Raw genomic sequence first — 13,045 nt, 5'->3', positions numbered from 1 at the left:
GGTGCTGACAGGTCATGTCGCTCGACGAGTGCTATTGCGCGGTGGAAACCCGGTGGTGACGGCTTGCCGCGGGCAGGAGCGACCAGCAAATTGGCGGGTAGGCGGGAGCCATCGGCGTGTTACGATAATGCGCGAGAATCAATGGCGGCCCCTCTGAACCGTGATTGGCCAGAGGCAACCGGACCCGATAAGAGACGGTTCCTTAACCGTTCCCTGTTTGTACTGGGGAGCGCGTATGCATGCGGGTGATGAAATGAGAGACGCTGGAACGGTCGTTGACCTCTTCTGCGGTGCGGGTGGATTGAGCGAGGGCCTTCGTCAGGCAGGGTTCCGCGTGCTCGCAGGCTCCGACATCGACGATGCCGCCGGCAAGACGTTCGTCGCCACCCATCCGGAGGCCGAGTTCTTCCTCGGACCGATTCAGGACCTGACCGTCGCAAAGCTGCTGCGCGCCACCGGCCTGAAGAAGGGCGAACTCGACGTGCTCGTTGGCGGCCCGCCATGCCAAGGCTATTCCGTCTACAACCATGGCCGCGGCGTTCACGACCCGAGGGCCGGCCTGTTCCGCGAATACCTGCGGATCGTTAAGGGCCTGATGCCCAAGTGGCTCGTCATGGAGAACGTGAGCGGCCTGACGTCCATCGCCGATGGCGGCATCATCCGCGAGATCGAAGAGGGCATGGGCGCCCTCGGGTACCGCGTGAAGTGGAAGATCCTGAAGGCCGAGGAATACGGCGTCCCGCAGGAGCGCCGGCGCATCGTGTTCATCGCCAACCGTATTGGCGCGCCCATCGAATTTCCACGCCCGACGCACGGCCCCGGCTTGCTTCCGTACGTGACGATCTGGGACGCGATCTCGGACCTGCCGGTGTTGGTCAATGGCGACACGGCGGGCGCGGATTTTTACGCCACCTTGCCAGTCAACGCGTACCAGGCGGAGCTGCGCGCCGACGTCGAGCGCCTGTCCAACCACACCGCGTCTCGCCTGTCGCAGGTCAACCTGCAGCGGATGAAGCACATTCCCGCCGGCGGCTCTTGGCGCGACATCCCGTTCGACCTGCTGCCTGAGGGCATGAAACGGGCGAAGCGCAGCGACCACACCAAGCGCTACGGTCGCCCGCGCAAGACCGATCTGTCGTGCACCATCCTGACCAAGTGCGACGTGCACTGGGGAGCCTACATCCACCCCGAGCAGGACCGCGCCATCACGGTGCGCGAGGCCGCTCGCCTGCAGTCGTTCCCTGATTTCTTCGAGTTCAAGGGCAGCCGAACCGAGCAATACGTGCAGGTCGGCAATGCCGTGCCGCCGCTGTTGGGCCGTGCGATCGGGATGGCTTTGCTGGAAAGCGCTGCCGCTGCCCAAGATTCTGACCGCCGCATATTGCCGAATCAGCCTGAGATGGCGTTCGCATGATGCATGGCGAAGAAGAGCAGCAAGTCTAAGGACAAGACGCACTACGGTCGAGGGGAGTGGTACGGCGAGCTGTTCAAGCTGCTGAGCCCCGACCGGCGACGAGATCTGCTCGACATCAGCCCGGCGCCCGAATGCCCATTCATGGGCGACGTGCCCAGTTTGGCCCCGTGGGACAGCAAGGCCAAGGCCCCCAAGACCAAGTGCAACAAGGCCGGCGGCGTGTGCTCGCTCCGCAAGTTCTCCGAGGTCGGCGAGGAGGGCGATATCGCCTTCGGCCCCATCGTCACCACTTGCCCCAATCGGTTCCTCGAGGGTGGCACGATGGTCCAGGCCATCGCCAAGGAGATCCTTGGGACCGACAATCCACGCTTCGCCAAGGAGCTGCCGTTCCTCCGCAAGCCCAAGTCGCGCGCAGCCAGCGAGGCCATCGCGGAGACCGAGGAAGAGGAGGACGAGGAGGACGTCATCTCGTCCGATGGCACCGATGCCGGTCGTGAGGACGTCGGTCGAATAGACCTCGTCTTCGTGCATCCCGAAGACCAGACCAATTGGTGCGCCGTCGAGTTGCAGGCCGTCTATTTCAGCGGCAAGGCGATGTCGAAGGACAACGACAACATCCGCAACCATACCAACGCCAATGGCGTGCCTTTCCCCGGTGGCGCGCGGCGTCCGGACTTCCGCTCCAGCGGCCCCAAGCGCCTCATGCCGCAGCTGATGATCAAGGTGCCCTCGCTGCGCCGGTGGGGCAAGAAGATGGTTGTAGTGATCGACAGGCCATTCCTCGACGCCATGGACGAGATGGAGACCGTCGACCACGTTTCGAACTGCGACATCGTCTGGGTCGTGGTCGGTTACGACGAGACCGTCGATCCCGGCAAGGCGACGCTGGTCATCGATCAGATGATCTACACGACCCTCGACGGTGCCATCAAAGGCCTGACCGCCGGCAATCCGACGACCCTGCCTGAGTTCGAGGATCGCCTGCAGGGCAAGCTGGGATGGGTGTGGCCGTAGCGTTGGCTAGTGCGAAGCTTTCTGCCTGATCACGACCGCCAGCCGGTCCGCTTCGGCCATCAGATCGAATACCTGCTTGCGGATCTCCAAGAAGCGCTCGAGCTCGTCGTGAGCCTTGTGGCGCATGTCGTCCATTCCGACAGGCTGGGCGTCGGCGCTGCTGAGGAATTTCTCCATCCTGTCGATGCGCGCCTGCTTGTCGGGCGGGTCGAGGGCATCGAGATAGTCGCGCCACGGCTTCTGGCCCTTGCTCTCGTTGCAGGTTCGGCAGGAAGGAACGAGGTTCCGGACACGATGACCATGTCCCGAGAACTCGCCCTTGGTCACCCGATTGAACACGTGGTCCCACGTCGCCGCCTCCCGACCGCAATAGACGCACTCGAGGTCGGCATCAGGGTCTTGGCCTAGATCGCGGATGGCTGCGTCGACCAGCTCTGGCGAATAGACATCGTGCGGAGCGAGCGCGGACGCGAAGGCATTTGCGAAAGTGCTCTTGCGGCCGATGATCGTCGATGGACGCAGGTATTTCTTGATGCTGGATGCCTTCACCTGCGCCCCCGAGATTATCCCCGAGGGCAAATTGGCCAGCAAAGCCGAAAGATTTCGTGAAGGCGACTATCTCGCGCCCATCCGCCTCCGGCCTTCGGCGGCAAGGTGAGACACCGTTGCGGCCGACAACCAGCCCCAGCGCTCGACGGCGGCGTGGTAGCCATGCGATTCCATGATTTGGGCGACCTTCACTGGGTCCGGAGCTTTGTGGACATGGAGCCGCCAGTCGATGCCGCGATGCTTCAGGCTCTTCGGTACGGGCTGCGGCTTCCTCATGAGCCAGTCCTCCGTTGCTTGGCCCGCCACACGCTCAGCTCGTCGCGTGTCATGCGGGAATTCTCGATGATGGATTCGGGGTTGTCGTCGATCCAGATCGTGACCGGGTCGGTGGCCTCGCGTGCCATCCACGCTTGCTTAGCGAAGCCGCGGGTGAAGTGAACCGCCAACCCTTGGGCGGCTAGGCGCTGCAGGTCGGCATTGTTGTCGTGCCGGTCGTCGCGAGCCGTCACGATGCTGACGCGGAAACCGCCGGCGATCAGGGCCTCGATAGCGGCGTCCCAAGCCGCAGGCTTCAGGGTGTAGGTGCCATCGTAGTCCAGGGCTATGTGCATCACGGTACCTGCTTGGTCGTGGCCCTGCGCCGGGCAGGTGGCACGGACGGCTTGTTCCCCTTGGCCGTCAGCACCAGCACGGCGTCGCGCACGTCGCCCATCGTGGCCGTGGCGATGTCGAGGGACTGCTGCATGCGATCGATGGACCGCTCGAAGCTGAGCTTGAGCTCGGCGATCTCGTCCTTCTCGACGTAGTGGCGCTCGACGTGCTGCCGGAATTCGAGCAGCTCGGTTTTGATCTGCGAGACGCCCGCGGCGAGATCGCTGACGCGGCGATTGGTGTCGGCGATCTTCTCGTCGATCGCGGTCAGGCCGGTTTCGGTCTTCGTGCGGAACACCAGGTACGTGCTCCACGATGCCAACGCCGCCAGCGTCACGGTCACGGTGGCGGTGATGATGGAACCCCAAGGCAGGTTCTCAAGCCAATTCATCGGGTGGTCTCCGGGGTCAGCAGGCGCCGCACGGAGCCTAGTTTCGATCTGCAGTCCGCGCCGGCCTCGGCGAGCTGGACGACGTAGACAGCGACATCGCGCTGGGTGATCGCCGGATCGGATGCCGGCGAAACGGGGTGTGGCTCGCAATCGAGCAGTGCGGCCGGCACGACCGGCGTCGTCGAGGCGCAGCCGGCGAGCATGACGGCAACGGCGATGGCCAAAATCGCTCTCATGGAGCACCACCGACGATATCGGCCTGCTCCAGCCCATAGACGAGAATTGGTGCGACCGCGCCGTTGTCGCCCTCGGGGGCGAGTTTGATGGCTTCCTGCGCGTTCCTAGAGGCCGTTTTTCTCTGAAGGCTCCGTTCGTAGTCGCGCTCAAGCTCGTCGAGGGCACGGGTCGTCGATGCCAGCCGTTCTTGGGTGACTATCAGCCGTTCTTGGGTGACCTTCAGCTCCTGCTCGGCGATGTCGAGCCGGTGCGACTGAATCCAGACCATGCCGGACAGCCCCAGCATGATGGCACCGGCACCGAGGATGGCGGCGAGCTGCGGATTCATTCCTCACCTGCCTGCGCCGGCGGCGTCGATGCAGGCGGCAGGTGCTTGCGCTTGTTCGTGTCGTCCCAGATCGACCCGAAGACGTACGATCCGATGATGCCGCCACCGAGCCAGAACGACATCTCCGCGATCGCCTTGACCACGGTCATGTCCCGGGCAGCCGTGGCGGCGCCCAGCGCGTAGGCGATCACCAGCGCGCAGAACAGCAACGCGACATAGACGACGCGCCGGCGCTTGGGCCACGTGTCGCCTGTGATCAGATCGAGGGCGCGCTGGACGGGACGGGGCACGGTCAGGCCTCGCTCATCACGGGCTTGCCGTTGCCCTGCAGGACCGGCAGCTTCCAGCGTTGCTCGGTCGGCCAGATCGACGGCCAGCGGAAGGATTGAAAGACCATTTCATTGTAGGGCGCGATCGAGACCGAGTTGTCCTGGTTGCCCCCGAGGACCATGAGCTGGCCAAGGTGATTGCGACCGACGACGAAGCCGACGTGGCCACCACCATTGCGGCTCTTGATCGCGAGGCAGCCGTAGGCCGGCTTGTCGAGCTTCACGCCATAGTCGGCCCATGCCAGCGCACGACCGACCTGTGCCGGCCCGAGGATCGGGCGATGGACCTTCTTCAGGCAGTAGGCGACGAACCCCGCGCACCATGGCGTCTCGTCGTCCTTGAACCACCCGGCGCCGATGGCCGACCAGATGCCCACGATGAATGGGTTGTGCTTGTTTCCGGGGATCTCGCGCTGCCCGAGATGGCGGCGAGCCTCGGCGATCCATGGCAATTCTGGGGTCTGGCTCATCACGGCCTCCAATTTTCAAGGAGGGTCGTGGCGAGCCATGCATCCAACAATGCCGATCGTCAGGCCGACAGCTCGAACAACGTCGGCGTCCCTTCCATGGGCGAAGGCCGCTTGACCTTCTTCGCCGCCTTTTCCTGCTGCGCCGCCTTGGCGTCGGCGACGATCTGGGCCAGCACCTGGGCAGCGGTCGGTCCTGCCGGTTCCGGTTTCGGCGCTGGTGGCGCAGGACGAGGAACGAGGTCGTCGCGAAGATCGACGCCGACCGCATCGGCGATCAGCAAGGCCCTCGAGAGCGAGATGTCGTCGATCTCGCCGCGCAGGATGCGGGCGCGGACCGCCGTCAGCATGGGCCGGCCAGAGACGATGATCTCGGAGCACGGGATGCGCTCGGCGTAGATCTTCTTGCGAACGGCCGTCATCACTTGGTCGCGGAAATTCCGCTCTCGATGTGACCGATGCTTGTCAGGCTTAATTGGACGCACTTCAAGAACTCACGGACGATTCGATACGTGTGCCTAGAAATCGTGCTGCGAATCGATGAAAGCATCAAGCAGTGGTTCCACAATCCGTAAAATGTGATGGATTGATTGTGCTGTCCTGTTTTACTGAACGCTGTTCAGCAAAATCTATAAGACAAAAAATTGTCGTATAGAAACTTTGAAGGACTGCACGATTTCTTCTTGCGGATTTCGAGACACTAGGCGATCTTATGGTCGGCGCTGGAAACGCCGCGACTGACACATCGAGACCACGGACGAACCAATGAAACTCAATTCTCTTGCTGCGCTGAACCGGTCGACAAGCCGGGCAGGGCAGGGCCAGCCATCATGGCGCGACCCGGCGAACCGGCCCGCCGAGCAGCTCAAGATCCTCGCAGGTCACCGCTATACGAATCCCAAGTTGGTGACGGCGTGGGCGCTGACGGACGACGAGCTCAAGCAGATCTACGTCGATAACAATGCCGAGGTGATCGGCAATTTCGGTGTCGAGAAGCCCGGTCCGTACTCCCACCTTTATACTGTGCAGCACCTTGGCGGGGCCTGCCTCGTCAATGGCTGGAGCGTCGTTCCGCAGGATCGCTCAGGAACGTGGGGTGCGCCAGATGGCGGCGAGACCCGCAAGCCCTCGCGCGTCCCGTATTCATATGAAACGAAGGGCAAGGCAAAGGTCTTCTGGGAGCAGTTCTATCCGGCGAAGTGGCGCGAGCAACTCATGACCTTGCGCCAGTTCGTGCAGCTCCACGAACTGCTAGAGGCGAACCTTGCGATTCAGTGCTGCGCCGCTTCCGGCAACACCCGTGCGCTCGACATCGACTGCAGGACCCCCGACGTCGCCGAGACGGTCAAGGGGCTGGCGTTCAAGCACCTCGGCGTCACACCGTTCGTCCGTATCGGGGCCGCGCCCAAGCTGATGCTTATCTATCGCATGGAGGGCGAGGAGGATCTGGCGCTCAAGAAGGAGACGATGGTCCTCGGCGATGCCGATGGCAATCCGGATCTCGACGCCGAAGGCAAGCCGCTCAACATCATCGAATTCCTTGCCGAAGGCGCGATCATCACCGCCTACGGGCTTCATCATAAGACGGGTCGAGACTTCGACTGGTCGACCGGAACCTTGCATCCTGCAGCCGCAGGGCCCGAGCATGCGCCCATCATCACGAAGGCGATGATGCGGGACTTCGTGAATGCCGTCCAGTCATACCGACCGATCATCAAGACGAGGGCTGGAGCCTCATCGAATCCATTCGGCGGCAAGGCGACGATCACTGATTTCAGCGAGAAGCGCGATCACCATGGCCGCCGCCTGTGGATTCCCAGCGCGGGCAGTGGCGACTGGTCCCTCGACGAAAATGGCAATGTCATCGACGGCGCCGAGCAGTGGCTGACAGATCAAGTGTGGGCGGCGTGTGGTGCGAATGCCCATGACCTCGATCGGCTGGGTGTTCAATACATCGAAGAAGGGCTGATTTCACTGGCGAAGCGCAAGCTCCTGAGCGTGCATCGCGAGAACAAAGCACTCAGCACGGAGTCGTCGGTCGAGCGTGCCGTCGTCACCAAGCTCAAGCGCGCGGTCGAGAAGTGGAAAGCGTCGCTGGATTCCTTCGCCCGCGGCAATGGCTATCACAAGGCCACCGTGCCGTGGTCTGTGGCATCGGACGGCCGGCGTCCCACGCCCCAGCGCATTCGGTCGGAGCGGCCGGCCGATGGCAGCTTGGACTGGCTGCCGGTCGACACGTGCCCAGTGGCGGCATTCTCCGACATCCAGCCCCGGGCGAAGACCACCATCGTCAAGAAGAAGGCCGAGGAGATCTTCCGCGACTATGCGGCACGGCAGCTGATCGACACCCAACAGCAGCGGAAGGCCACCGGCGATGCCGTCAGCGCTGCGGTCGGTGGTCACATCGGCGATTGGCTCACGGACTCGGTGTTGCCGTACCTGCGGCAAGAAGTGAAATCGCCCGAAGCGCCGTGGGTCCTGCGCGCGCCCACCGGTGCCGGCAAGACGGTTTCGGTGCTCGGTCGCCTGTTCCCCTTCTGCCAGCAGAACCCCCGGACGCATGAGAATGGTCCGATCCTGTTCGTGCCACCCACCCACGCCAATGCCAGTGAAGCGCTGGCCACCGCCGAGCGCGTGGGCATGATCACGCCGGCTATGGAGAAGGAGATCGACCGCGCCATTGTCGAGGCCGCGAAGGTCGGTGTCCGCATCGTCCATTTCAAAGGCCGTGAAGCCAGCGGTTGCCAGCGGCAGGACGAATTCCGCGCGCTGGCCGACAAGGGCGTTCGCGCCACCGGACTGTGCGAGGCCAGAGTGCCTGCGATCGACGATGGCGAATTCCAGCGCCCAGCCACGGACCTCGAGCAGCGCATGGCATGGCGCGAGGGCGATAAGCTCAAGACCATGAAGATCCTTTGCCCTTTCCGTGAGCAGGGACTGTGCGAGTACTACAAGCAATTCGAAGCGCTGAAGACCGCTGACATCGTGATCGTGTCGCATGCCTACCTGACGCTTCACCAGATGCCGAAGGAGCTGGAGAATCCACGGGCCGTCGTGATCGACGAGTCGACGACATACAGCCTGCTGCAGCAGACCCGGTTCCCCCTATCGACGCTCAATATGCCTCGCCAGAAACCGCACGTGACCAAGCTCGATCGAAAGCTCAATCCCGGTGCCAGCGACGAACAGATCGCTGAATCGATGGTCCAGGACCGAGAGGAGCTTTGCGCGCTTGCGTCGAAATGGCTGATCGACGGTCATGACGTGGCCGCGGAGCTGATGAAGCACGACCGGTGCGACACGCTATTGATGAGTGCCATTACGGTTTGCGACCGCAGCCACACCCTTGACCGCGAGGTCCGGCCCGATCTGACCGCGCAGCAGGTGGTCACGCTTTCGGAAGAGCCGGTCGGCAGCCACCTCCTTTCCGAAATCCGGTTCTGGAAGACCGTCCGCTCACGGATCGAATGGACCCGCGCAGGCACGGCCAAGGGGAGGGTCGATATGCGGTGGCAGTGCGTGATGGACTGGGAGACCAAGGAGACTGGCGAGGGCAAGAAGGTCGAGTGGACACCGCACATTCGACTATCATGGCGCCGTGGCCCGAACTGGTCGGGAATTCCGATGCTCCTCCTCGACGCCTCGGCGAACGAGCGCATCATCAGCAAGACCTATGGCTATCAGCCGGTGATCCGCTCCGTCGAAGCCCCCCTGCACGTCCGGACCGTGGCGATGATCGAGCGCACCTGGTCGAACTCGTCCTTCGTACCACGCCCCGATTCCACGCCCGATGAGATCAAAGCCATCGCGCAGACGATCTCCGAAGCCCGCCGCCTGATCACGACGACGGCCGTTCTCTATGGCCATGGCAGGGTGCTTGTCGGCACCACGATCGCCATCCGGGAAGTCCTGACCGGTGGTGGTTGGACGCCCCCACCGAACATCGACGTCGTCCATTTTGGTGCCCTGCGCGGCCTCGACTTCGCAAAGCACCACGTCGCCGCCATCAGCATCGGCAGGTCCGAGCAGCCGATTGGCATCGTCGATGGATATAGGGCTGCGCTCACTTACGACGACGACGAGCCTGAAGAGCCGTTCGACATCCTTGGCACCGGCATCACGACCGAAGGCAAAGTCCTGTTCCGCAAGCAAGGCTGGCGCACCATCCAGATGCGGTCTGGTCAGGACGTCGAGCACCTTGTCCCAGAGATGCCGAAGAGGGAAGAGCGCTGGCCTGATGGCCGGTTGAAGGCCACCCACAGGACATGGGCGACCGAGCTCGAGGAGTCGTGGCGCGAAGAAGAAATCAGGCAGTTCGTAGGCCGTCTGCGGCCTGTCTATCGCGGTGTCGATGATGATCTGCCGCCGCCTGTCTGGCTGGCCGTGGGCAAGATCCTGCCCGAAGGCATTGTCGTGGACGAACTCGTCGAGATGCAGTCAATGATCAAGATCAGCCCCGTCGCCGAGCTGGCGCGCATCAGCGGCGGCGTGCTCGCGGACAACGTAACGCCAAGGGTGCCAGGCGCCCAAGAGCTTCTGCAGGGCAGGGATCTGCCTGCGATGATCGAAGAGGTCCTGCCGAAGGACAAGCGATTCCGCGATCGCTTCGCAGCGGCGTTCGCAAGCACTGGCTATGAGCTGGCGTCGGCACCAGGACGCCGACGTCGCGCGCTTGTGTTGGCGGGCTGGGTCGATGGCGATCCCGTCGACGCTTGGCTAGCGTTGTCGGAGCGATACGGCGAGTTGCCCCAAGATCTCGTCGAGAAGCCGGCACGGCTGGTGGCGCCGGCGGCGAAGCGGAAGCCAGTCGACAAGAGGGACGTGGCGCGAGACGATCAAGCCGCCCTCGAAGCCGAGGTCACCCGGTTGCATCGCGAGATGGACGCCGAGATCCCGCGGTCGGAATTCGAGATCAAGTTGGGCAGGGGCGATTACCTGCCGGGTGCCGAGGCCGGCTGATCGGCATTGAAGGATGCATGGCCGCGGTCGAGGCTGCGTCTATGAGGATCGATCTAGACTACGACAGCAGCCAGTTCGCCGCCGAGGCATCGGCGTACATCGACACGACCGTGCGCCCGGCGATCGCGGCGGGGCTGGAGGCAGCAGCGGAGAAAGTGCGGCAGGAGCTGACCGCCGAGCTCGAGCGCGACATCGACATGCCCGTCGATTTCACCAAGCGCGGCATCGGTATCTACAAGTCGGGGACGCGCCAGGACGACATCGAATTCACGGTCTTCGTCCGGTCGATGCAGTCGCAATACCTCAAATACCAGATCGACGGGGGTGTCAGGCGCGCCGGCGACTATGCGACAACGGAATATGGCGTCCTGATGCCCGGCCCGCACGGCATCGTGGACAAGCATGGCAACATCCCCCGCGGCTACATTCAGCAGAGCCTCGATGAGGGATGGACGTGGTGGACGAAGCTACGGCAAGGCAAGGGCGTCATCGCCCTGGCTCGCCGCATGCCCGGCGAGCAGCTGCAGTATCTCGCTCTGATCGTGCCGGAGCTGGAGTATCAGCCGAAGTTCGACTTCTACGACACTGCCGTCGTCTCGGCGAACACGCACGTGCCAGTCGAGATTTCGACGGCCTTGGCAATCGCCACCTCAAAGGCAGAAATGCTGGATCAGTAGAGCTGCACGGACGTGTAGGGCCCCGGGAAGAGGTCGGGGTGGCCGTCGTCGAATTGCGCCCACGTGGCCCCGAAATCGAGCGTGCGCCAGCGCGTGTTCCGATTCCAGAACAGATCCGTGTTCTGCAGGCGGCTGACGCTGACGCCGGTGGGAATGGCGTTGGCGCCGAGATAGGTGCCATCGAAGCCCCACATGCGGATCTCGCTGGAGGTCAACTCGACAAGCCGGTCGCTCATCGCGTGGGGGCGAGCGACGCTGGGGATCGTGCCGTCCTCGACGAGCGCGAGAGGAATATTGGTCGGCAATATCGGCCATGCCCCGCCACCGGCCTGCACGAAGCCTGTGCTACTGCCAACGGTCCGCCGCCAGGCGGCTATGTCGGCGGCATAGCGTTCCAGGCACATGGCGTGGAATTCGACGGCACCGTCCGGCTGCACTACCAGCAATCCCTTCCGGCGGGTGGCTCGGATTTTCAGGGTGCAGGGCAGGTTGCTGTAGCCGCCCGAGCTGATCGGGGCATCGAATGGTGTACGCCGGACTTCCACTATCACCACGTCGGCGATTGAGTAATGCCGGCCTAGCCGGCGGGCGGTGTTGTTGGTGATGACGCTCAGGCCCGTATTCATGCTGCAGGAACATGTCAGCGCGACATCGCCCTCGGCGAAGGATTCGTGCCGCAGATCGGCATAGTCGGTGGCGACGTCGTCGAGGGCGCTGATGACGCAGCGGACCGGTCCTGTCCAATCGCGGTTGGCAACGAGGAGCATCCCGCTGCTGGACTGGCGGGTCAATCCATGACCGGCGTATGTGATGGCCGGCGCGGTGGTCTCCGTGTCGTTCGTCATGCCCATGCTCTGCAGGCAGACGAGTCGGTCGCCGTTGTTGATCCATCGCGACCAGCGCCCCGGGTTCGTCCTGATGTTCACCGGCCCGAGCAGGTCCTCCACTCCAGTGCGCCCATTCAAGACGTACATCTGCCCCGTCTCGCGGAGAGTCGACGAACCGGAGAATATGGGCTCCATCGCCGGCGAGGCCCCAAGATGCCTGAATTTGTTGCTTCCGCCGCCATAGGGCAGGATCTCGAGCGGCGTGGGATCGATGCCGCTTGGCTCGCAGCGGAAGAGGCACGAACCAAGGCTCTGATCGGTCAGAGTGATCGTCCGGTTCTCATGCGATCCCGGCGGTGCTTCGGCAGGCAGGCGAACGAATTGCTGCGGTACCGACCGACCGACGAAAAGCGGCGCGCCATCCGGGGCGATCTCCACGAATCCGTCCCATATAGGCGGCTCGGGCGGCAGCGGCGTCAAATAATTCGTGCTGGCCAGATGCGACAGCACTGGCACGAACTCGGGCTCGCGCTGGAATCGAGGACGGCCCATCATCAGGCGGCGGGCGAGCATCAGAGCACCTTCATGTCTATGCCTGCGATCGCCCCCATCCAGCCGAGGCTGGGCAGGCGGTGCAGCACGAAGATGTCGAGGCGAGCGGCGTCGGCGGGGCCGAGCAGATTGTCGGCGGTGTCGCCGTCGCCGTCCGGATCGCGGACCTCGAGGGACCACCGCGTCCCAGCTGGCCAGACGATGGTGCCGCCGGCGACGCGCCTGATGTAGAGCAGCAGGCTGACCACGCGGCTGGCAGTCTCGCCGCCGACCGTGGATTCGGGGATGTCCTTGACGGTCAGGATCAGCGAGCCGGCGGCATTGATGTCGTAGATCGTGGCTATGGCCGGATCGAGCTCGAGCATGTCGCCACTGTCGACGGCGCGCTCGGCCACGGTCTCCGCATAGCTGCGGATCTCCATGCCCGCCTGCAGCTTCCAGCCGAAATGATTGGCCTGATCGCGACGAGCCGGGCCGCCGACGCCCTCGACGGGGAAATCCGCCTGGCTGCCGCGGGCGGCAACGGGAGCAGGGGGCGTGACCGCGGGGGCCTGCCCGCTGGCACCGGTCGATGGCGCGGTGTGGCCCTTGCTGCGATCGGGTGCTTTGGAGCCTCTGATCTCGCCGGTCAGATCGGTGACGAGGGACAT

The 13,045-nt window shown here is 63.7% G+C and carries 14 protein-coding genes; 4 read left to right on the top strand and 10 right to left on the bottom strand.

Features of this window, described 5'->3' with window-relative positions; genetic code table 11:
- The first annotated feature begins 301 nt into the window (after positions 1-301).
- Entirely contained in the window at positions 302-1,414 is a 1,113-nt protein-coding gene (locus H0482_RS03810) for a DNA cytosine methyltransferase (protein WP_210319062.1), read from the top strand.
- 3 nt (positions 1,415-1,417) lie between these two features.
- Complete coding sequence (locus tag H0482_RS03805) at positions 1,418-2,428, top strand: NotI family restriction endonuclease (protein ID WP_193728672.1); 1,011 nt, start codon at positions 1,418-1,420, stop codon at positions 2,426-2,428.
- Positions 2,429-2,434: 6 nt separating this feature from the next.
- On the opposite strand, the gene H0482_RS03800 is transcribed toward H0482_RS03805, so the two are convergent.
- The 8 genes from H0482_RS03800 to H0482_RS03765 form a co-directional block, all read right to left on the bottom strand.
- On the bottom strand, positions 2,435-2,977 hold the full coding sequence (locus tag H0482_RS03800) for an HNH endonuclease (RefSeq protein ID WP_193728671.1): 543 nt from the start codon (positions 2,975-2,977) through the stop codon (positions 2,435-2,437).
- Between the two features lie 272 nt (positions 2,978-3,249).
- A complete protein-coding gene (locus H0482_RS03795) occupies positions 3,250-3,588 on the bottom strand; it encodes a hypothetical protein (protein ID WP_193728670.1) in 339 nt (112 codons plus the stop codon).
- Complete coding sequence (locus tag H0482_RS03790) at positions 3,588-4,019, bottom strand: hypothetical protein (protein WP_193728669.1); 432 nt, start codon at positions 4,017-4,019, stop codon at positions 3,588-3,590. The genes H0482_RS03795 and H0482_RS03790 overlap by 1 nt, the downstream gene beginning before the upstream one ends.
- Positions 4,016-4,255, bottom strand: a complete 240-nt coding sequence (locus H0482_RS03785; RefSeq protein WP_193728668.1) for a hypothetical protein — start codon at positions 4,253-4,255, stop codon at positions 4,016-4,018. Before H0482_RS03785 ends, H0482_RS03790 begins: the two co-directional genes overlap by 4 nt.
- Complete coding sequence (locus H0482_RS03780; RefSeq protein WP_193728667.1) at positions 4,252-4,584, bottom strand: hypothetical protein; 333 nt, start codon at positions 4,582-4,584, stop codon at positions 4,252-4,254. Before H0482_RS03780 ends, H0482_RS03785 begins: the two co-directional genes overlap by 4 nt.
- The gene (locus tag H0482_RS03775; protein ID WP_193728666.1) at positions 4,581-4,874 is read right to left on the bottom strand and encodes a hypothetical protein; all 294 of its coding nucleotides are present in this window, start codon (positions 4,872-4,874) and stop codon (positions 4,581-4,583) included. Before H0482_RS03775 ends, H0482_RS03780 begins: the two co-directional genes overlap by 4 nt.
- 2 nt (positions 4,875-4,876) lie before the next feature.
- Positions 4,877-5,383, bottom strand: a complete 507-nt coding sequence (locus tag H0482_RS03770) for a TIGR02594 family protein (RefSeq protein ID WP_193728665.1) — start codon at positions 5,381-5,383, stop codon at positions 4,877-4,879.
- A 59-nt stretch (positions 5,384-5,442) separates the two neighbouring features.
- The gene (locus H0482_RS03765) at positions 5,443-5,802 is read right to left on the bottom strand and encodes a hypothetical protein (RefSeq protein WP_193728664.1); all 360 of its coding nucleotides are present in this window, start codon (positions 5,800-5,802) and stop codon (positions 5,443-5,445) included.
- A 343-nt stretch (positions 5,803-6,145) separates the two neighbouring features.
- On the opposite strand from H0482_RS03765, the gene H0482_RS03760 reads away from it, so the two are divergent.
- Both H0482_RS03760 and H0482_RS03755 read left to right on the top strand, forming a co-directional pair.
- Complete coding sequence (locus H0482_RS03760) at positions 6,146-10,339, top strand: ATP-dependent DNA helicase (protein WP_193728663.1); 4,194 nt, start codon at positions 6,146-6,148, stop codon at positions 10,337-10,339.
- A 17-nt stretch (positions 10,340-10,356) separates the two neighbouring features.
- Positions 10,357-11,016: a hypothetical protein gene (locus H0482_RS03755; RefSeq protein WP_193728662.1), complete on the top strand. Its 660-nt coding sequence runs from the start codon at positions 10,357-10,359 to the stop codon at positions 11,014-11,016.
- Here the strand turns inward: H0482_RS03755 and H0482_RS03750 are convergent.
- Positions 11,010-12,416: a hypothetical protein gene (locus H0482_RS03750; protein WP_193728661.1), complete on the bottom strand. Its 1,407-nt coding sequence runs from the start codon at positions 12,414-12,416 to the stop codon at positions 11,010-11,012. The two genes, H0482_RS03755 and H0482_RS03750, sit on opposite strands and share 7 nt — an antisense overlap.
- The gene (locus H0482_RS03745; RefSeq protein ID WP_193728660.1) at positions 12,416-13,045 is read right to left on the bottom strand and encodes a hypothetical protein; all 630 of its coding nucleotides are present in this window, start codon (positions 13,043-13,045) and stop codon (positions 12,416-12,418) included. The genes H0482_RS03750 and H0482_RS03745 overlap by 1 nt, the downstream gene beginning before the upstream one ends.

The organism is Devosia faecipullorum (assembly GCF_015158295.1).
Taxonomy (GTDB): Bacteria; Pseudomonadota; Alphaproteobacteria; order Rhizobiales; family Devosiaceae; genus Devosia; species Devosia faecipullorum.
Note: the sequence above shows the minus strand (reverse complement) of the source record. Positions and strands in the feature narration are given on the sequence as shown.